We start from the raw sequence: 20,322 nt of genomic DNA, 5'->3' as shown, positions 1-20,322 counted from the left end.
CAACGAATCGACTCAAGGTAGCTTATACAGGCTTCTTGAGTACCGAAACGTTGCGTGATTGAAAGTATTGATTGTTGTTCCATAATCATAATATAACCAATTTTTGCCATATTCTAGGAAATCGCCCTTCGAGGAGCTCAAACAGATCGTTCAATCCCTAGCGCAGTGCAGTACTAAAAATATACCTATAGGTTCTATTTGACGTCAGTTAGATTTAATTTTTTTATGAAAAATAATATTAAATCAATGATTTTCAAGTGTTTGTCAATTTCGACTGAGTGAAATATGAGCCTTTCGACTTTAGTTTATGCTGAGCGTAGGCGAAGTACTCAAGATAAACTTTCGAGAAATCTCATAAGGATGGGATTCCTCCTCAATAGCTACGCTATATACGTTCAAGTAAAATATATTTTACCCTCCGTAGCATTCGGAATGACATAGTTTCTTTATTAAAACAGTTAAATAACTGGCTGTCAGTTTTTAATATGTCGAACTCACGTTATTTAAGTTTTCATTTGGTATTATACCACTTCTATTTTTATCTGGCATTAAACAGTTTTTATAGTTGTAACCACCTCGTCTTTAATTTCAAGGTGTTGAAATTAAATCCACTCCTCCTTAAAAAAGAGGAGAGTTATATAAATTAAACATTTCGTTTAAATCTATTAATATCAATGTCGCTTTCTAAGGGAGCGTTGTTTTCAATAAAATTATAAAGTTGTTTGGCAACATAGGGACCAATCATAACACCTCGTGTACCTAAACCGTTTAAAACAAAAAGGTTTTTATGTGTATGATGCTGTCCAACTAACGGGCGTCGATCTTTAACTGTAGGTCGAATCCCCGCTACTTGATTTATTACTTTAAAAGAACAGTTAATAAGCTTTTTAAGCTTATTTAAGAGCGTTTCTTTTGCTTCTTCAGTAATATTATTACTTAAATCTTTCCATTCATAAGTGGCTCCCACAATGTACAAGTCATTCTCTAATGGAATTAAAAACACTCCTGCTTTTAAAACATAATTTATTTTTAAATCTGGAGCGTGTATAATTATTAACTCTCCTTTAGCTGGCACTAAGGGCAAATTATTAAAATATGGGTTTTGTTTAATACCATACCCTTCTGAAAATACAATATTAGTTGTTGTTATATTTTTATATTGAATCGTATTGTGATCTGTAATAGCATTATGATTGAAAGCTTCTTCAAACAATAATTTATTTTTTAGTAAATCTGCTTTATAAGCTTCAATCATTGTTTTTACATCTATTCTTCCTGTATTTAGAACTTCTCCAAATCCAAAACTTGCTTCAACAGCATGATTTTTGTTTTTAATTAATTTTTCTGAAAGGTATTCTGAAAGTAAAGGCTTATCTGAAGCGGCAAACCAGTCGTTTTGTTCTTCCAACGAAGCGAACTTACGGTAAACAGGAACTTTATAATCTAATGTTACCTTTAGTTCTTTTTCTAAATGCGCATATAGTGGCAATGCTATTTCTAATTGTTCTTTACTCTTCCAAACAGATGTAAATCGTTTTAACACTACTGGGTTATATAGCCCACCAGCTACCGTAGATGAAAGTTGCGAAGCATTATCAAACACCACAAACGTTTTTTTGTGTTTTTTTAATTGCTCGCAAAAGCTAATGCCTGCCAGCCCAATTCCTACAACTATGTAATCTACTTTCATCATGCACGAAGATAATTAGAAAATTAGATTCCTCTCCCAGAACTGCCAAAAAAGCCAGTTCTGACCTCTCCGTAGGAAAGGTGAATCGGAAACCCGCCCCCTAAGAGTCGGAGAATTTTTAGATTAAAACTAGAGTAATAAAAAAACGCTCACTTTTTAAGTGAGCGTTTCGTATATTCTAATTGATAGTGAGAATTAATAAGTCCACATATCCAATTCAAAGTCTCTAATTCTATCTTTAATCCTTTGAGATTCCAATAACTGCATTAAAGCATTTTGTGATATATATTCAGATATTTGTCTATCTTCCTGAACATTTTCTTCTTTAAAAATATATCCGTGAAAACGTCTAGCATTCAAGATATGGTCAAAAGAAAAAGGAATGGAACTATTTTGATTATTAAATGATTTTGCTTCATGTAATACCTCTCTTGCATCTGGGAAGAACACCCAAAATAAAGGTACTAAATCTGGCTCTGGCTCATCAATAAAATTCACATCTGGAGCAACTGGAGCGATACCTAGTAATCTGTATTTCATTTCGGCTTGACGCTTATCAAAATACCAAAGACCTTTAATATGATACTCCTTAATATCTGCAGCTGTAATATCTCTTCTGTTAATATACTCTGGAGATAATGCTTCTCCTGCATTTAATTGCTCAATACCTAATTCTGTAGTATCAATTTTAACTAAAGCAGCTTCAATATCTTTTAAAGTACGTTTTGCTGTAAAATAAGAATCATCGTATATGTTTTCTATTCTTCCGTTTTCAATGTTCTTCATAAGTACATGATATAACGATCTTCTATCATTACCAATATTGTTAGTATCGGTAGGATAATATAACGGAAAATTTGCGCGTTCATCAAGAACAATTTTTTCCCATGTCATCTTAGAAAACAGGATATCTCTATCATCTACATAACCATACTCTAAAGGCTTATCATTGTCAATTTCCCTTTGTTCTTCTGTTCTTACACCAATTTCCTCAGGACTCTTGGCGTTTAATATATTTGCCTGAGCAAACATACCCGACACTGCAAAAACAGCGGTAACGGTTAATAAAAAACTTTTTAATTTCATGTTCTTATATTTATTAATTCTCTATGGTCATATGCAATATCCATAACACAACTTTAGAGTTAATTTTCTAACTTTCGTTATGGATATTCCAAATTAGTATCTTTTAATTTATCAAGGTTTAACCATAAAGGTTAATTCTAGTTTGTCATCTCAACAAAAACCGGAGATACTTTTTTAAGTATCACACTTACACCTTTAGCCTTAGCTTCAATATCAAATATTTGAACTCCAGATCCACGCTTTGCTTTACGTAATGCTCCTTTAGCTCTGCTATCTAACTTGTTACCTCTAACAGTTATTGTTGGCTGTCCAGGTACTTTAAATTTAAATCCTGTAACTCGTAATGGTAATTCAAAATCGAAATCATCAAACTTGGCACCAATAGTCGATATTTCAAGAGCGTTTCTTTGCATTTTTATTGCACCGTCTTCACCTCTAACTGTACCAGTTGGTTTTGGTAAATCTTTAATTCTGAATTTAGCATTATCACTTACTTTTTGTCCCCCTGGCAATGTACCTGTAACATTAATTGTTACCTCTCTACCTTTAATTCTAGTAGCGTCCATTATATATCTGCTTCCTCCAGCTCTTGATAAACCTTGAGCGCTTGCAGATACTTTATTATCAGGTATACCAGCAAATGAAATAGTCATTGGGTTTTTAACACCACGATATACTACATTCATTTTATCAGCTGAAATAGTTGCAGCATTTGGTTTAGAAACCGTAGCGAATGATGACTTTACAGGCACTTCAATTTCTTCTCCATCTTGAGCAAAAATCAATTTCCCTTCAATTTTATGTTCACCAACACCACCAGTTCCTATTTTAAGCTTTACTTTTCCTTCTTCGATAACATACTGGTCTTCTTTAAGTGGTCTCCCATCTAAAGTTAACTCAACTCTAGTAGGTTTAGTAGAAGCATCTTTACGACCTAATACAATTTGTCCATCAAATTTCTCACCATTAAAGTAAGCAGATTTAGATGTTTCCATCAAAGTTGTATAATTAGTCATAGACACTTCGCCAGATAGTGTTCCTTGTAACATCGTAGACAATACCTCAGATTCTGTTGTCTTAATATCTGCTTGAAGTTGTGTCATTTTAGTTAAAGAAGCTACTAAAGGAAACCCTTTATAGTTATGAGATAACCAATCTACAGTTCCAGCACCTCTTTTAACATCATCAGTATTAAACTTATCCTTTACATCTTTTACAATTTCTTCCATCCCTTTTTCGTCTTTAAGCAAATTAACTACCCCTTCTCTAAAGGTATTAATTTGTTTCAAAAACTCCTGTCCATCTGCTTTAAGTTTATCTCCTTTAAAGAAATTTTGATCAAGGTAATCTCCTTTATCCATAATTTCATAATCTGTGGGATTGTCAACTGTTTTGATCATTTTGGTTTTCAAACCTTCAAGGTACTCATCAAAATCTGCTGCCAGCTTGTCTAATGTTTCACCTTTTGCTTTTAAAGGTTCATATTTTTCAGGCTGTTCTTCAGCTTTAAGTTTTAAGTTTTCAACAAAACTATGGTTACGTTCTTTTGCCGATTTGTTAGAGTCTACAAGTCTCTCGTTCATTAATCCGAATGCTGAAAGTACTTCTTTCGACATATTTAAAGCCAACATGGCTATAAATATTAGGTACATCAGATTAATCATTTTCTGTCTTGGTGATAAATTTCCTGCTGCCATATCTAATTAGGTTTTTGGTTAATAATAAATGGGATTAACCCCTAATTAGTCTTTATGCATTGCAGACAGCATACCACCGTAAACACCATTTAATGAAGACAAGTTTGATGCTAACGATTGCATTTGCTCTTTTAATTTAGCAGCATTTTCAATAGATTCTTCGTTAATTGAAGCTTGTTTGTTAACACTTTCTAACTGTACTTTATATAAGCTATTTAATGATTCCATTTGAGCCGCAGCTAATGATAATTCTTCACCATATTTTCTAGTTGCTTCAACAGAATCTACTGTAGACCCCATATTTCTTGCAGCGCCTTCGAAATTTCTAATACTTTCTCCTAAACTTGACATTAATTCGCTATCAATCTTAGCGTCTTTTAACAACTCATCTAATTTAGTAGCCAACATCCCTTGTGGACTTTCCTTTTCTTTGCTACCAGACTGTCCTCCAGCTAATTCTGGATATACTAAAGACCAATCTAATTCTTCATCAACTGGTTCGAATGCGGATAATGCAAAAATAATTGCTTCTGTAACAAGACCAATAGTTAACATTACATTACCTGTTAAGGGTCCTATTTCGAAGTGAATAATTTTGAATAGAGCTCCAACGATTACAATTGCTGCTCCTAATCCATAAGCCATATTCATGAACTTTTTACTTGCTTTTGACTTTGCCATAATTTTCGGTTTTTAATTTTAAGTAAGAATACTTAAGTAGGTTAATTAATAGTATTTATTGTTATTGATTTGATTCTTATTTGTTATTGGAATTTTTTGTTACTTGTGTCCCCATGTAATCTTGTACTGTTCTAAATCCAATATAGCTTCTTGCAGAATCAGCATATTCATAATCTCTAGAGCTTACTTGTAAAAAGTATGCAACATCTTTCCATGAACCACCTCTTACAATTTTACGCTTATTATCCTCATCATTTACGCTAGGGTTTATTGTTGATATATAGGCATAAGATGACGCATCATAAGATGCATTTACCCATTCTGATACATTACCAGCCATATTGTATAAATTATAATCGTTAGGTTCGTAAGATTTAGCCTCTACTGTATATAACGCTTGATCTGCTGCATAATCTCCTCTAACTGGTTTAAAGTTTGCCATAAAACAACCTCTATCACTCTTAGTGTAAGGTCCTCCCCATGGATACGTTGCTGCTTGAAGACCGCCTCTTGCGGCATACTCCCACTCTGCTTCAGATGGTAATCTGAATCTATTTACCATTGCAGATCCTCTTTTAGATTTTTGGTAAGAGTTTTTATTAATAGTTCTCCACTCACAGAATGCTTTGGCTTGTTGCCATGTAACACCTACTACTGGGTAGTCACTATAAGCGTCATGCCAAAAATAATCATTGTGCATAGGTTCGTTATAAGAATAGGCAAAATCTCTAATCCAAACAGTGGTATCTGGATATATTTCAATTTCTTCTTTTAAGATAACGTCTTTACGTTTAACACTTCTATTTCTAGCTGCTTCTTGGATATCCATATAATTGTATTGGAATTTAAATTTCTTCACATCCCAAGTACGTTGTCCATTATAAGATTCTTCTAAAGGAAGATACATCGTATCCATAACTTCAGTATAATATTCATCTGGATATTCGGCTGTGTCAAAAATTAAATCAACATCATGATTAATCTTTCGTCCTTCATAGCCTGTTGGTCCTAAACCTGTATAGTTTTCGAACATATATTTCTCGTAAACAGACATATTTGCTGTATCTGCATCTTTAAATGCATACTCACCAATACCTCCATCTTCTGGAACTAAACCAACTTCGTCAGCTAACACGGCTAGTTTCATTCTAACTATAGAGTCTCTTACCCAGTGAACAAATTGGCGATATTCGCTATTTGTTATCTCTGTTTCGTCCATATAAAAGGCTCTTACAGTAACTGTTTTTGCAGGTGCATCATGCACACCAGCAAGGTCATCATCTGCCTTACCCATAATAAACGATCCACCAGGAATTAGTTGCATCCCATAAGGCTTTTCTGGGTGCCATTTTTTTCCTTTTACACCTACTAGTTCGCCTCTATCTTTAGAGCCACAACTAGCTAGTACTGTCATTACTGTGATTAATAATATAAACTTCTTCATATCCATAGAAAACTCGAGGTTAATTAGTTTAAGCTTCATTTTTGAGAGCGTAAACATATTTATATATTTTTTAAAAAACAACTTTTTCGATAAAAAAAATACATTTCATCGTGAAAAAATAGCATTTTACCGATGAAATAAGCTTTACAACCTTTTCTTGGCTCTAAACACAATTCTTTTGAAATGCTTTATACCAACGGTCTGGCAACTTATTATTACAGGCATCCAGGTAATCTTGATGCATGCATGGTAATAACGTATGTCTTTTCAATTTATTATTTACTTCATCTAAAAAAGGAATTTCAATCCACCATCTTCCCGTTTTATTACTCTTGTAAAATACTAATTCTTGAGAATCAACAAGAGTTATAAATTTTTGATAGTTTCTGTCTTCCGAAAAATCATCATCGTTTACTCTGTAATTAACACCTTCGATAAAATACCAGATCATTTGAGCAACTAACATGGATGTTATTTTATCGTCCTTAGATGGTTTATATTCATATATACCAAAAGAAGTTACTTTATTACTAATACCAGCATAACGTGAAATAGCACATATTTCTTTTCCATCTAACCCATTAGGCGAATATTTTTGATTTAAACTAACCTCTGAGCCTTTTACCGAAGTTAAATCAATACTAACAATATTAGCATCTCTTAATACAGGCTCAGCAATTGTTATATCATTAGATACTTGCCCGAGTCTGTAGGATTCAAAATAAAGACTGTCCATTAAATCTATTTCTTCTTGCGAATTGAAATAGGTTTGATACCCTATGGTTGCGTAGTTAAAAAGATTATAAGGCTGATCTAAAATAACCTTACCAACAAAACTATTATTTTTTATAGGTTTTGTTGAATCGCCCAGATCGAACTTACTATCAACATTTACAATATTAACCATAGGCATTAAATTATCATACGCTCTATAGTTTGCATAAGTAAGATCTTGAGTACCTCCTAATATGATAGGTATAATTTTCTTCTTTATTAAAATACTTATAGCCGTTTTTAATGCAAAATAAGTATCCTCAACACTTTCACCTTTATTAATATCTCCTAAATCTGCAATTGTTGTATTCCAACTTCCAGGAAAAAGACCATACAAGGATTTTCGAATTTCGTCTAATTGAAACTCTTCTCCTATATAGTTAATATCATTTCTATTTTCCAAAACACCAAAAATAGCGATATCGACATCATCTAAATCTGGCATACCGTTTTGTAAAGAGTGAATTTTAAATTTTCTTCCTAAGGCTTGTGACGAAAGCAACTCATTATGAGCTACAACCAAATCTGAAACAGGTGATAAAAAATTAAAATTCATTTGATTTTGATGATTTTTCCTCTTTTTTTGTTTATTGAATTATAGTTAGTTAATTATTTTTAATCAACTCAGCACACATATGGAACAACTAACACCAATCTCTACTTCTTCTTTTTTGCTGGTGTTTTTTTCTTAGTTGCTTTTTTCTTTGGAGTATTCGCCTCAATAATCGCTTTGGCTTCTTCTAAAGTCATTTCTGAAACATCTACCGTTTTTGCAAGTTCTACTTTTACTTTCCCTTTTAAAACATTATGTCTTCCCCAACGTGCTTTTTCAACACGAATGCCTTCTTCTTCCCAATTATGAATAACCTTATCTATTTCCTTTTGAATTTTTGTTTCAATTAATTCAACAATATCTTCATCAGATAAATTATCCCAATCGTATTTTTTGTTTACGTTAATAAACATGTTGTTCCATTTAATAAATGGTCCAAAACGTCCTTTACCCTTTTGTACAGGCAACTCTTTATACGTATATATAGGAGCATCTGCTTTTTGCTTTTCTTCAATTAAAACGATAGCATCATCAAGTTCTACACTTAAAGGGTCTACTCCTTTTGGTAATGAAACAAATGAAGAACCAAACTTAACATAAGGACCAAAACGACCATTATTTACGACAATGTCTTCCCCTTCATAGGTTCCCAGGCTTTTTGGAAGCTGAAATAAATCCATGGCTTCTTCATAAGTGATCGTTGTTAATTGCTGATCTGGACTTAAACTAGCAAATTGCGGTTTCTCTTCATCATCAACAGTACCAATTTGTACCATAGGTCCAAACTTACCTAAACGCACACTTACTTGTTTTCCAGATTTAGGATCGGTTCCTAAAATACGTTCACCAGATTCTCTTTCAGCATTTTCTTTTACGTCTTCTACTTTTGGATGGAAATTTTTATAAAATGACTTCATCATCTTAGTCCAATCTTCATTCCCTTCGGCTATCTCATCAAAATCTGCTTCAACTTTAGCTGTAAAATTATAATCTAATATGGTTTCAAAATGATTTACCAAAAAGTCGGTTACAATCATACCTATATCAGTTGGCACTAATTTTCCTTTATCGGAACCTACTTTCTCGGTTAATGTTTTATCATTTACGTTCCCATTTTGAAGTCTTAATTGCGTATAGCTTCTCTCAACACCTTCTACAGTCCCTTTCTCTACATAATTTCTGTTTTGTATCGTAGAAATAGTAGGCGCGTATGTTGATGGCCGTCCAATACCTAACTCTTCCAACTTCTTAACAAGTGATGCTTCTGTGTATCTTGCTGGTGGACGTGTATAACGTTCTGTTGCTGTGATATAGTTATTAAGAAGTGTTTCATTGGTTTTCATTGCTGGCAACATACCTTCTTGCTCAACGTCTTCATCATCTGTTCCTTCTAAATATACTTTTAAAAAGCCATCAAAAGTAATGACCTCTCCATTAGCTGTAAAGGTTTCGTTATGCGTAGATGCACTAACTTTCACATTGGTACGTTCTAATTCTGCTTCACTCATTTGTGATGCAATGGCGCGTTTCCATATTAAATCATACAAACGTGCTTGGTCTCTATCGATATCTACCGAATGTGTTGAGAAGTTTGTAGGACGAATAGCTTCGTGCGCCTCTTGGGCTCCTTTTGCTTTTCCTTTATAATTTCTTGGCTTGCTATATTTTGCTCCATAGGCATTTTCAATTTCTGCCTGGGCTCCTTGTCGTGCTTCATCAGATAAGTTAACACTATCTGTTCTCATATAAGTAATTAAACCTGCTTCGTATAGCCGTTGTGCCATTGTCATGGTTTTACTTACTGAGAAGTATAATTTACGTGATGCTTCTTGCTGTAAGGTAGAGGTTGTAAATGGTGCTGCTGGTGATTTTTTCGCTGGTTTTTTTTCTAAATCTGAAACCTTAAAATTTGCAGCACTATTTTTTTCTAAAAAACTTTGAGCCTCTTCTTTGGTTGAAAAGTTCTTTGGAAGCTTTGCTTTAAAAGTTTGCCCATCTTCGTTAGAAAATTCTGCATCAACTCTGTATGAAGCTACAGGAGTAAACTCCTGTATTTCTCTTTCTTTTTCAACAATCAACCTTACTGAAACAGATTGCACTCTACCAGCAGACAAACCTCCTTTTACTTTTCGCCAAAGTACAGGAGAAAGTTCGTAACCAACTATTCTATCTAATACACGACGCGCTTGTTGCGCATCCACTAGATCGTAATCGATACCTCTAGGGTTCTCAATCGCTTTTTGAATAGCTGCTTTTGTGATTTCATGAAAAACAATACGTTTTGTCTTTTCCTTATCTAACTTTAAAGTTTCTGCCAAGTGCCATGCTATAGCTTCTCCTTCTCGATCCTCATCACTTGCTAACCAAACCCATTCTGCATTTTTAGCTAAATCTTTCAGTTTTTTTACGACTGCCCTTTTATCTTTTGAAACTTCATATTTTGGTTTAAAATCACCATCTACATCAACTCCTAGTTCCTTGGAAGGTAAATCGGATATATGTCCAAAACTTGACTCTACTTTAAAGTCTTTTCCTAAAAATTTCTCAATGGTTTTGGCTTTCGCTGGTGACTCAACAATCACTAAATTCTTCGTCATACTTCAATTTTTGAAGCTACAAATGTATATCAAAAAAAGTTTATCTGCTGCATTTTAAGGATTATCTGTTAATTATTTGAATAAAAAAACCTGCTTTTTAACATTTTCAAAGCAGGTTTTTAATATTGAAAATAAAATTTATTCGGATAATGTTCCTATTTCCTGAATAGGATCTGTATCATTAAAACCGATACTATTTTTATAAATTAAATATATTGGATGATATACGAAAGAAGCCGTAAAAAGCAGTCCTATTCCACATAATAAAAAACCAACAATCTGAGATAAAATAGAGGCTACGATCATTAAACCAAAAGTGAGCAACCATTTTTTATGTCCTAATTTAAAACTTGTTTTCACAATCTCTCCCACACTTAATTCTGGATTAAAAGCATATATTAATGAAAAATAAGATAACGGTATCATCACATAAAATATAGGCAAATAACATAATAACGCAGCTAAAATGGCAATTCCAAAAGAAGCCAACATAAGTACAAAGATTTTACTTAAATATTTTCCTTTTACAAAATAAAAGAAATCGGATGTTGTTACAGCTTGATTATAATCTAACTTCTGCATAATTCTAAAAAACGCAGCATTTAAAGCAACAGTAAGCGCTCCTAGAACAAATATTCCAACAATAACAAATAAAACATACAAAATTGACATTCCCGCAAATAAACCGCTAAACGCCTCGGGGTCTGAATAACCACTTTCTTGCTGAGCAATTATCATCCCTATTAAAGGAAGGTATAAAATAATAATTACTGGCATCATGATAATTATTGTAAACAACTGCAATAAAAATCCTTGAAGCCAGGTTTTTTTAAAAAGCTCAATTGACTCATTAAAAATAGTTCCAAAATCTAAAGCTTTGGCACTTTCTATTTTCTCTAATAAACTGTTAATCGTATTCATATATGATGGTTTTATTAATAATCCGAATCATCTCTAAGCCCTATTTGATCTATTTCACTATCCGCTTTAAACCCTATAACTTCTTTATAGATTAAAAACGCAGGCAAATAAATTATTGACATTGTAAACAATAATCCTACCACACAACCTAGTATTCCTAACATGGCTATAATGCCTATAACAAACATGGATCCAAAGGTTATAAGCCACTTTTTATTTCCTAATGCAAAACTTGCTTTTACAATTTCTGTTTCGCTTAACTCTGGGTTAAAAGCAAAAATAACTGCAAAATATGATAATGGTACAAATACATAAATGTAAGGAATGAAAAACAATAGTTGTGCAACCGTCGCTATTGCGGTATAAATAATACCGAGCATAAACACCTTAGTAAAATATTCTTTCTTTAAAAAATAAAAATAATCATCTTGGCTTGTTTCTCCCGATACTATTTGCTTACAAATCCTATAAAAAGCTGCCACAAAAGCAAGTGTTAGTGTACTAACTAAAATAGTTTGAGGTATACTGTAAATTATATTTTGAGAATAGAAATCTGAAAGCGACTCTAGATCAAACCCTTTATTTATATCAAAAGGATTAGCAGCAAGACCGATAAGTCCAAAGATTAAATTTAAAATCATAGCAGTAATGGCAACAAACAGAATAACTAAAAATCCTTTGAGCCAAACCTTTTTAAATAAATCTATAGAGTTACTAATAATATCACCAAAATCTAAAGATTTTGCATTGCTTATCTTCTGTAATAGGGTGTTTAATGTATTCATAAATTTGGTTGGTTAAATTATTTACAATGATTTAGGGGCGATGTTTTTTACAAAACACATTGCAATATAATACAAAAAAACCTGCATAAAAGCAGGTTTTTAAATTTATAAACACCAGAATATTACCTTAGTGAGTAGGAACTTATTAAATCTACGCCACCTTCAACATATTCATATTGATATAAATTATTACCTCCTATCATTAGCAAACTATTCTCTAATGGAATAACATCTTTAGACTCTATCTCACTATATGTTTTTGTTAATTTCACATCTAGCGGCTCTTCTTTATCAAACAACTTTAAACCTGAAGTACCATCACAAACAAATAACATATTTTCTTTAACCCCTAATCCGTAAGGGTTTTCCAATTCATAGCGACTTGCTAATTTTGGCATTGTTTTATCACTAATATCAATCACTTCTAAAACACTTTCCAATTGCCCGCAATCGTTTCCTCCACGCAAAGTTAAATATGCGTAATTCCCATCAACAACCACAGGATCACATCCTTCCCAATGCATAAACTCCGATACATATTCAGGTAATGATGGGTTTTTAATACTGTAGATATACATACCATTGGTACTTCCTAAATACAAATAATCATCAGCTTGAAACATAGTTTCTATATTCCAGCCTGCATTTTGTGTATTCTCAAGAACCGGTGAAGACAAATTTTGAATATTAAAAATAGTCATTTGATAATTCCCAACGGTGTACAAATAATTGTTTACTATTTGAAAACGTGCCAAAGACCCGCCTTGCCCTGTAACTGATTCTGCAGTTGCAGTGGATAAAACGCCATCTTGAAAAGTAACATCAACAAATCGGTTATCCATTTTCTTACGTCTCTCGGTAGTTACCGTCCAACCTACAATAATGTTATTTTCTAAATCTATTTTACCATAATCGACAGCTTGAGCTTCAACAGGAATCTTGTAGTCATAAATATTAAACACATCTTTTAATCTTTCAACCAAAGTAATTGAATTAATATTAGAGATATCAAAAACCACTAAATCGGTTGCACTATCAGCATACAGGAAATCATCTTTTACCGAAATATCTTCATTGCCTGGAATCTTAATAAATTTAGTAACTTTTGGCTGTTTAGGATTAGAATTATCAATAACATGCACACCCTTATTATTATCGCTAACAAAAATATAATTCTTATAAGCATATATTTTACCAGCTTCTTCAATGTTTTTAGGGACGGTAATCTCAACCAGGTTTCTAAAGTCAGCTTTAGTCATTAACTCTGGGATTGCCACTTGAACAAGCTCAAAGTTAAGATCCTTTTTATCGCAAGACCAAATGCTTATTAAAACGAAGGACAAAAAAAGATATTTAAATTTCATAGCAAATGATTTTAGTTCAATATTTATAACGTAATGAAGGTTCTAATCCCTCAAGGCGCAATATAATTTCATTACTTCCATTAATTTGAAGTGATGTTAAATCAAACGAGACTGTTTTTTTAAAAATAGCCAAACAAGCCTCTTCATTAATTAATTGAAACTTCAAATAACGTTGTTCCGGTGAAGACTCGGCAACAGCTCCAGAATCTACCAAATTAAACTCCCAAGAATTACCGTCGCAACCAGAGGCACTTATTTCAATAGTTAAGCAATTATCCGTTATTTCAGTACGAACAAAATTAAAATCGGCAGAAACTAAGTTATTATAAATATTTTTATTTATTACTGTTTTTTGATCACAAATATCTATAGTAGGCTTGATATCGTCGTCGTCTTTACACTGAATACTCAAAAAACAGCACATTACAGAAACAACAAAAAGAATTTTTTTCAACATAATTAAATTCCTTTTTTTAGATTAATACTTTAATACAGGGAGCCCATTTTCGCACGTTACTTCTTTCGGTTGTGCTGGTAAATCACATGTTGAAACTATGTTCCATTTAATATTATATGCATGTTCCAAATTGGTATATTCTTTAACTTTCTGCAAAAAGCCTACAGTATCTATTTGTGTAGAATAAGCGATAAACCCTTGAGGTCCTCCACAAGCTTTAGAACCATAAGCTGTAAAAGTCCAATCGTTAGCATTAGTACAAGAAATACTTGTTGATAGTTGATAAATCTCATTAAACAAATCCATTAATTTACGATGATCTTTTTCCTGTTCTGTTAACTCTATTTTTACCACTAATTTATTTTTGGTAAGTGAAACAATACGCCAAGCGTAATTAATAGGGTATTGTTCTTGAGTTATTGTTACTAGTTTATCAGTTAACGTCCACTCCCCATTAGAATCGAAAAAAGATAATGGAGGCGTTCCGCACCAACCAGAAGAACGTTCAACAAAACTTCCGTTTTCTTTGAATAAAATTCCGTAATCTTTTTCAGGTAGAGCGTTAGCTCTCTTATATGTTATTTCTTCACCATCATAGGTGGGTTCTACCCAACTACCTATTAATAAATTATCTGAATCTACATTATTAGTATCATCATCTGAGCATTGCATATTCATAAAACAAAATATCATAGAAATAGCAAATAGTATCTTTTTCATAAATGTGGGGTTTTAAAAGTTTATTTTCTAAATAGATACTCAAAGCTCATTTTGGTTGCGTAAATAGCTTCAAATAATTATTAAAAACTGAAAGAAATTTAAACTGCCACTTTGTCATAAAACATAAATAAATCGTATCTTTGCACACTTATTGACTGCTTTCAGTTTTGAAATACTATGGATAAAATTATAGACGAAAATAAACAAGGGGAATCCCTCATTTTAGAACAAAAAAAAGATAACAAACGTAAGCTTTTTATTGAAAGTTATGGATGTGCTATGAATTTTAGTGATAGTGAAATTGTGGCTTCAATTATGGCCAACCAAGGTTTTAATACCACACAGAATTTAGAAGATGCCGACTTGGTTTTGGTAAACACCTGTTCTATTCGTGATAAAGCAGAACAAACTGTACGCAAACGTTTAGAGAAATATAATGCCGTAAAAAGAGCCCATAATCCAAAAATGAAAGTGGGTGTTTTAGGCTGCATGGCAGAACGTTTAAAGACAAAGTTTCTTGAGGAAGAAAAAATTGTCGATTTGGTTGTTGGTCCAGATGCTTATAAAGATTTACCAAACCTTTTGGCAGAAGTGGATGAAGGGAGAGACGCTATTAATGTCATTCTTTCAAAAGAAGAAACTTATGGAGATATTTCACCTGTGCGTTTAAACACAAATGGTGTAACAGCTTTTGTTTCTATTACCCGTGGCTGTGATAATATGTGTACGTTTTGCGTGGTTCCTTTTACACGTGGACGTGAACGAAGTCGTGATCCGCAAAGTATTCTGGAGGAAGTGAACGATTTATGGAACAGAGGTTTTAAAGAAATTACGTTGCTTGGTCAGAATGTAGATAGTTACTTATGGTATGGCGGAGGTTTGAAAAAAGATTTTGAAAAAGCAAGTGAAATTCAAAAAGCAACCTCTGTAAACTTTTCAAAATTATTAGAACTATGCGCTAAAGCCCAGCCAAAAATGCGGATTCGTTTTTCAACATCAAATCCGCAAGATTTAACCTTGGATGTGGTTAAAACTATGGCAAAATACAATAATATCTGTAATCATATTCATTTGCCTGTACAGAGTGGCAGCGACCGTATTTTAAAGGAGATGAATCGTTTGCACACCCGTAAAGAATATATGACCTTAATTGATAACATTCGTCAAATTATTCCCGTTTGTGCTATTAGCCAGGATATGATTGTTGGTTTCCCTACTGAAACTGAAGATGATTTTCAAGATACCGTTTCATTGATGAACTATGTAAAATATAATTTCGGTTATATGTTCACGTATTCTGAACGCCCAGGAACTTTGGCAGAACGTAAAATGAAAGATGACGTACCCGAGGAAGTGAAAAAACGACGATTACAAGATATTGTTGATTTACAACGTGATCATAGTGAAATTAAAACTAAAGAACACCTCAACACTATTGTAGAAGTGCTCATTGAAAAAGAATCAAAGAAATCAAACTCACAATGGTCTGGACGTACGTCTCAAAATATTGTAGCGGTATTTCCTAAAGGGCCATATAAAATAGGTGACTTTGTAAATGTGAAAATAACAGACTGCACTAGTGCTACGCTTATTGGGAAAGGTATTGGGTTAAGTGATAATAATTAATAACAATAAATAATGAGATTCCTGCCTTCGCAGGAATGACAATATGGAATCAGTTCAAGCAATAAAACAACGTTTTGGTATTATTGGCAATACACCTTTACTAAATCGAGCCATTGAAAAAGCAATCCAGGTAGCCCCTACCGATATTTCGGTTTTGGTTACAGGAGAAAGTGGTGTTGGTAAAGAAAGTATTCCAAAAATAATACATCAGTTATCGCATAGAAAACACAATAAATACATCGCGGTAAACTGTGGTGCTATTCCTGAAGGCACCATTGACAGTGAACTTTTTGGTCATGAAAAAGGAGCCTTTACAGGGGCTACACAAACCAGACAAGGATATTTTGAAGTAGCAGATGGAGGTACCATTTTTCTTGATGAAGTAGGTGAATTGCCTCTAACAACTCAAGTTCGTTTGCTACGTGTTTTAGAAAATGGCGAGTTTTTAAAAGTAGGTTCCAGTAAAGTGCAAAAAACCAATGTTCGTATTGTTGCTGCTACCAACGTAAATATGTTTGAAGCTATCGAGAAGGAAAAGTTTCGAGAAGATTTATATTACAGGTTAAGCACGGTAGATATCCATTTACCTCCTTTACGAGAGCGACAAGAAGATATTCATTTATTGTTCAGAAAATTTGCCAGTGATTTTGCTCTCAAATATAAAATGCCAACTGTTAAACTAACAGATTCTGCCATTCAAGTATTAGCAAAACATCGCTGGGGCGGTAATATTCGTCAACTTCGAAACATTGCAGAACAACTATCCGTTTTAGAGCAAAATAGGACGATAACTGCTGAGACTCTTAGAGGTTATTTACCAACAGCAGGAACCAATTTGCCTGCTATTATAAAAACATCAAAATCTGAAAGTGATTTTAGCAGTGAACGCGAGATTTTATATAAAGTCTTATTCGATATGAAAGCTGATTTAAATGATTTAAAAAAGCTTACCATGGAGCTCATGAAAAATGGAAACACTAAGGATGTTGAAAAGGATAATGAAGGGTTAATTCAAAAAATTTACGGCAAAAACAAAGAGGAAGAAACCATCTACGAAAACCCTGTTCAAGAAACAGAGGTGTTATCAATTCCAGAACATCCTGCAGAGCAAGATGAAATTATTGATATTCAGGATAAATATCATTTTGCTGAAGAGATTGAGGAAGAAGAAACCTTATCGTTACATGACAAAGAATTAGAATTAATAAAAAAATCGCTTGAACGTCACAGCGGAAAACGTAAATTAGCTGCTGCCGAACTAGGAATTAGTGAACGTACTTTATATAGAAAGATTAAACAATATGATCTTTAAATTAGTGTTCAGTGTTCAGTGTTCAGTGTTCAGTGTTCAGTGTTCAGTAAATAGTCAAGATAACAACATTATAAAAAAGTAATCGTTTAAAAATAAATCAATTATCATTCTAAAGTTTACACTGAACCTAATCGAAGTGAAAGCAAGAATCCAATTAAACAAATGAAATACACAAAATATATTTTTATTTTATTAGTAAGCATAATCCTTTCTGGTTGTGGTATTTACTCATTTACAGGTGTAAAAACTGGAGATGCTAAAACATTTCAGGTAAACCGTTTTGAAAACACATCATTATTAATTGAACCTGGCTTAGAAAGAGATTTTAAATTAGCGCTTGAGGATTTAATACAAAACCAAACCAATTTAGGATTAGTACCTTCAAATGGTGATTTGGTTTATGAAGGTGAAATAACAAATTATAGAATTTCACCAACTACTGCAACATCCCAAAATACAGCTGCTCAAAATAGATTAACCATTGGAGTTAAGATTCGATTTTATAATAGATTGAATGAAGAAGAAGATTTAGATCAATCTTTTTCATTTTTTTATGATTATCCAGGAAGCGCTCAACTTGTTGGCGGTCAAAAAGCAACGGCCCACGAAGAAATTTTTGAGCGCATTACACAAGATATTATTAATGCAACACTAGCTAGATGGTAACCAGATGAACGCGACAGATTTCGTAAACTTATTACAACATCCACAAACTATAACGCATCAGCAAACTGAGGCTGTAAAATCTGTTGTTGATGAATTTCCGTATTTTCAATCGGCTCGTGCTATATATCTTAAAGGCTTAAAAAACAAAAGTAGTTTTAAATATAATCAAGAACTTAAAACAACCGCTGCTTATACTACAGACAGAAGTATTTTATTTGATTTTATTACATCGGAAGTATTTATTCAAAATGAAATTTCACAATTTATAAAACAAAATATTTCTCATCTAAAAGATATTGATGTTACTGTTGAGGATATTTCAGTGAATAAAAGCGTTAAAATAGACCATACTTTAAAACAGCAGATTAAAGACACTATAGGCGTATTAGATCCTACATTATTCCAACCTAAGGAAGAACGACCTAAAAAAATGACAACAAATTTTGTTTTAGATGACTCTGAAGTTATTGAAAGTATTACCACTGAAAATGACGTTACTAAAGAAACCAAACCAAAAGAAGATACTAAATCTCAAGAAAAACCAATTAGCAATATATTAAGCTTAGGCAAACCTTTTGAATTTGATAAAAGAGAAACACACTCTTTTAATGAGTGGTTAAAATTAGCCCGTTACACGCCTATTGAAAGAAACGAAGACCAAGACAAAGAAAGCTCAAACAACACTAAAAGTTCCGAAAGCACAGAAGAAAACTCAAAAAGTACAGTTTTGGTAGAAGAGAAATCCTCCAAGGCGTTAAACAAAGCTAAAAAGTTTGAGCTTATTGATGAATTTATCACAAAAAATCCCAAGATAAACCCTTTTCGAGCTACAATTACCAAAGGAAATCTTGCAAAAGCGCAGATGATACAACCTGAAGCCTTAATGACTGAGACTTTAGCACGTATTTATGTAGAACAAAAAAACTACAAAAAAGCAATTCAATCTTATAAAGTTTTAAGTTTGAAATATCCAGAAAAAAGTGGTTTCTTTGCAGACCAAATTAACGCAATAGAGCAATTACAAGAACAAAATAATATATAATAATGAGTACGTTTACAATATTTTTAGCATTAATTGTAGTGGTAGCATTTTTACTAATTGTAGTAATTATGGTGCAAAACCCTAAAGGCGGTGGATTATCATCATCTTTTGGTGGCGGCGGAACACAACAATTAGGTGGTGTAAAAAAGACAACCGATTTTTTAGACAAAAGCACGTGGACTTTAGCAACCCTATTATTAGTTTTAATACTAGCTTCAAACATAGCAATTAACAGAGGTGGAGACAATATAGATTCTAAAGCTTTAGACCAAGATGCAGCTACAAGTGCGCCTGCATTACCTGCACCGTTGCCTGCAACTAATGATGCTGCAACTGCAACACCAGCAGATTCTACAGGGAATTAATTCTGCTCAATAAAAGAAACAAAAAATGCCAACTTTAAAAGTTGGCATTTTTTGTTTCTACCTATTTGGTAGACAGGTCTGCAAGTTTGTCAGTTCTTAATCATTGGCACATTTTTAGTATAACGCTTAAGCGTTAAGAAAAAACATATTTTAAATTAATTAAAAAATATAACAAATGGCATTAAATATTAAACCATTAGCAGACCGTGTTCTTATTGAACCTGCTGCAGCTGAAACTACAACCGCATCAGGAATTATTATTCCAGATAACGCTAAAGAAAAACCACAAAAAGGAAACGTAGTTGCCGCTGGAAAAGGCACAAAGGATGAACCTATTACTGTAAAAGTTGGAGACACTGTTTTATACGGAAAATATGCTGGAACCGAACTTAAGCTAGAAGGTAAAGATTATTTAATTATGCGCGAAAGTGACATTTTAGCAATTATCTAATAATAAATTCTATCATTCCCGTGAAGGCGGGAATCCCATTCAAATAAAAACTAAATTTCTATTAAACAGATTCCCACCAAGGCGGGAATGT

18 protein-coding genes are annotated in these 20,322 nt (G+C 33.0%); 6 read left to right on the top strand and 12 right to left on the bottom strand.

Features of this window, described 5'->3' with window-relative positions; all coding sequences use genetic code 11:
- Positions 1–643: 643 nt before the first annotated feature.
- The 12 genes from EM932_RS11185 to EM932_RS11130 all read right to left on the bottom strand — a co-directional run bounded on the left by EM932_RS11185 (position 644) and on the right by EM932_RS11130 (position 14,769).
- Positions 644–1,690 (bottom strand): NAD(P)/FAD-dependent oxidoreductase, encoded by a 1,047-nt coding sequence (locus EM932_RS11185; RefSeq protein ID WP_135877278.1) that lies wholly within the window; start codon positions 1,688–1,690, stop codon positions 644–646.
- Positions 1,691–1,885: 195 nt separating this feature from the next.
- Positions 1,886–2,776, bottom strand: coding sequence for a type IX secretion system ring subunit PorN/GldN (porN, locus tag EM932_RS11180; RefSeq protein WP_135877274.1), 891 nt, complete (start codon positions 2,774–2,776; stop codon positions 1,886–1,888).
- A 137-nt stretch (positions 2,777–2,913) separates the two neighbouring features.
- Positions 2,914–4,473: a type IX secretion system motor protein PorM/GldM gene (porM, locus tag EM932_RS11175; RefSeq protein ID WP_135877273.1), complete on the bottom strand. Its 1,560-nt coding sequence runs from the start codon at positions 4,471–4,473 to the stop codon at positions 2,914–2,916.
- Between the two features lie 45 nt (positions 4,474–4,518).
- Positions 4,519–5,154 (bottom strand): type IX secretion system motor protein PorL/GldL, encoded by a 636-nt coding sequence (gene porL, locus EM932_RS11170; RefSeq protein ID WP_135877272.1) that lies wholly within the window; start codon positions 5,152–5,154, stop codon positions 4,519–4,521.
- A gap of 76 nt (positions 5,155–5,230) precedes the next feature.
- Positions 5,231–6,598 (bottom strand): T9SS ring complex lipoprotein PorK/GldK, encoded by a 1,368-nt coding sequence (porK, locus tag EM932_RS11165; protein WP_170179777.1) that lies wholly within the window; start codon positions 6,596–6,598, stop codon positions 5,231–5,233.
- Positions 6,599–6,761: 163 nt separating this feature from the next.
- Positions 6,762–7,928 (bottom strand): formimidoylglutamase, encoded by a 1,167-nt coding sequence (locus EM932_RS11160; RefSeq protein ID WP_135877271.1) that lies wholly within the window; start codon positions 7,926–7,928, stop codon positions 6,762–6,764.
- Between the two features lie 101 nt (positions 7,929–8,029).
- Positions 8,030–10,522: a type I DNA topoisomerase gene (topA, locus tag EM932_RS11155; protein WP_135877270.1), complete on the bottom strand. Its 2,493-nt coding sequence runs from the start codon at positions 10,520–10,522 to the stop codon at positions 8,030–8,032.
- 138 nt (positions 10,523–10,660) lie between these two features.
- Positions 10,661–11,443 (bottom strand): hypothetical protein, encoded by a 783-nt coding sequence (locus tag EM932_RS11150; protein ID WP_135877269.1) that lies wholly within the window; start codon positions 11,441–11,443, stop codon positions 10,661–10,663.
- A 14-nt stretch (positions 11,444–11,457) separates the two neighbouring features.
- Positions 11,458–12,228, bottom strand: coding sequence for a hypothetical protein (locus tag EM932_RS11145; RefSeq protein ID WP_135877268.1), 771 nt, complete (start codon positions 12,226–12,228; stop codon positions 11,458–11,460).
- Positions 12,229–12,350: 122 nt separating this feature from the next.
- Positions 12,351–13,592, bottom strand: coding sequence for an LVIVD repeat-containing protein (locus tag EM932_RS11140; protein WP_135877267.1), 1,242 nt, complete (start codon positions 13,590–13,592; stop codon positions 12,351–12,353).
- A 16-nt stretch (positions 13,593–13,608) separates the two neighbouring features.
- Entirely contained in the window at positions 13,609–14,049 is a 441-nt protein-coding gene (locus EM932_RS11135; RefSeq protein ID WP_135877266.1) for a hypothetical protein, read from the bottom strand.
- Between the two features lie 21 nt (positions 14,050–14,070).
- Positions 14,071–14,769: a lipocalin-like domain-containing protein gene (locus EM932_RS11130; protein WP_135877265.1), complete on the bottom strand. Its 699-nt coding sequence runs from the start codon at positions 14,767–14,769 to the stop codon at positions 14,071–14,073.
- Positions 14,770–14,946: 177 nt separating this feature from the next.
- On the opposite strand from EM932_RS11130, the gene miaB reads away from it, so the two are divergent.
- From miaB to EM932_RS11100, 6 genes are all read left to right on the top strand, one after another.
- Positions 14,947–16,395: a tRNA (N6-isopentenyl adenosine(37)-C2)-methylthiotransferase MiaB gene (miaB, locus tag EM932_RS11125; RefSeq protein WP_135877264.1), complete on the top strand. Its 1,449-nt coding sequence runs from the start codon at positions 14,947–14,949 to the stop codon at positions 16,393–16,395.
- Between the two features lie 43 nt (positions 16,396–16,438).
- Positions 16,439–17,707: a sigma-54-dependent transcriptional regulator gene (locus EM932_RS11120; RefSeq protein WP_135877263.1), complete on the top strand. Its 1,269-nt coding sequence runs from the start codon at positions 16,439–16,441 to the stop codon at positions 17,705–17,707.
- A gap of 162 nt (positions 17,708–17,869) precedes the next feature.
- Positions 17,870–18,373 carry an LptE family protein gene (locus EM932_RS11115; protein ID WP_135877262.1) on the top strand — a complete coding sequence of 168 codons (504 nt, stop codon included), beginning with the start codon at positions 17,870–17,872 and terminating at the stop codon, positions 18,371–18,373.
- A gap of 4 nt (positions 18,374–18,377) precedes the next feature.
- Positions 18,378–19,415: a hypothetical protein gene (locus EM932_RS11110; protein WP_135877261.1), complete on the top strand. Its 1,038-nt coding sequence runs from the start codon at positions 18,378–18,380 to the stop codon at positions 19,413–19,415.
- Positions 19,416–19,417: 2 nt separating this feature from the next.
- Positions 19,418–19,780, top strand: a complete 363-nt coding sequence (gene secG / locus EM932_RS11105) for a preprotein translocase subunit SecG (protein WP_135877260.1) — start codon at positions 19,418–19,420, stop codon at positions 19,778–19,780.
- A gap of 175 nt (positions 19,781–19,955) precedes the next feature.
- Positions 19,956–20,231 carry a co-chaperone GroES gene (locus EM932_RS11100; RefSeq protein ID WP_135877259.1) on the top strand — a complete coding sequence of 92 codons (276 nt, stop codon included), beginning with the start codon at positions 19,956–19,958 and terminating at the stop codon, positions 20,229–20,231.
- The last annotated feature ends 91 nt before the right edge of the window (positions 20,232–20,322 follow it).

It is taken from the genome of Flavivirga rizhaonensis (assembly GCF_004791695.1).
Taxonomy (GTDB): Bacteria; Bacteroidota; Bacteroidia; order Flavobacteriales; family Flavobacteriaceae; genus Flavivirga; species Flavivirga rizhaonensis.
This window is presented reverse-complemented; position numbering and strand designations above follow the sequence as displayed.

What these genes read in the sequence shown, in the direction of transcription:
- secG (WP_135877260.1), top strand. Translation starts at nt 19,418, where the DNA reads ATGAGTACGTTTACAATATTTTTAGCATTAATTGTAGTGGTAGCATTT.
- EM932_RS11160 (WP_135877271.1), bottom strand. Translation starts at nt 7,928, where the DNA reads ATGAATTTTAATTTTTTATCACCTGTTTCAGATTTGGTTGTAGCTCAT.
- EM932_RS11115 (WP_135877262.1), top strand. Translation starts at nt 17,870, where the DNA reads ATGAAATACACAAAATATATTTTTATTTTATTAGTAAGCATAATCCTT.
- EM932_RS11100 (WP_135877259.1), top strand. Translation starts at nt 19,956, where the DNA reads ATGGCATTAAATATTAAACCATTAGCAGACCGTGTTCTTATTGAACCT.
- porM (WP_135877273.1), bottom strand. Translation starts at nt 4,473, where the DNA reads ATGGCAGCAGGAAATTTATCACCAAGACAGAAAATGATTAATCTGATG.
- EM932_RS11185 (WP_135877278.1), bottom strand. Translation starts at nt 1,690, where the DNA reads ATGAAAGTAGATTACATAGTTGTAGGAATTGGGCTGGCAGGCATTAGC.
- EM932_RS11150 (WP_135877269.1), bottom strand. Translation starts at nt 11,443, where the DNA reads ATGAATACGATTAACAGTTTATTAGAGAAAATAGAAAGTGCCAAAGCT.
- EM932_RS11120 (WP_135877263.1), top strand. Translation starts at nt 16,439, where the DNA reads ATGGAATCAGTTCAAGCAATAAAACAACGTTTTGGTATTATTGGCAAT.
- EM932_RS11130 (WP_135877265.1), bottom strand. Translation starts at nt 14,769, where the DNA reads ATGAAAAAGATACTATTTGCTATTTCTATGATATTTTGTTTTATGAAT.
- porK (WP_170179777.1), bottom strand. Translation starts at nt 6,598, where the DNA reads ATGAAGAAGTTTATATTATTAATCACAGTAATGACAGTACTAGCTAGT.
- porL (WP_135877272.1), bottom strand. Translation starts at nt 5,154, where the DNA reads ATGGCAAAGTCAAAAGCAAGTAAAAAGTTCATGAATATGGCTTATGGA.
- EM932_RS11140 (WP_135877267.1), bottom strand. Translation starts at nt 13,592, where the DNA reads ATGAAATTTAAATATCTTTTTTTGTCCTTCGTTTTAATAAGCATTTGG.
- EM932_RS11145 (WP_135877268.1), bottom strand. Translation starts at nt 12,228, where the DNA reads ATGAATACATTAAACACCCTATTACAGAAGATAAGCAATGCAAAATCT.
- EM932_RS11110 (WP_135877261.1), top strand. Translation starts at nt 18,378, where the DNA reads ATGAACGCGACAGATTTCGTAAACTTATTACAACATCCACAAACTATA.
- topA (WP_135877270.1), bottom strand. Translation starts at nt 10,522, where the DNA reads ATGACGAAGAATTTAGTGATTGTTGAGTCACCAGCGAAAGCCAAAACC.
- miaB (WP_135877264.1), top strand. Translation starts at nt 14,947, where the DNA reads ATGGATAAAATTATAGACGAAAATAAACAAGGGGAATCCCTCATTTTA.
- EM932_RS11135 (WP_135877266.1), bottom strand. Translation starts at nt 14,049, where the DNA reads ATGTTGAAAAAAATTCTTTTTGTTGTTTCTGTAATGTGCTGTTTTTTG.
- porN (WP_135877274.1), bottom strand. Translation starts at nt 2,776, where the DNA reads ATGAAATTAAAAAGTTTTTTATTAACCGTTACCGCTGTTTTTGCAGTG.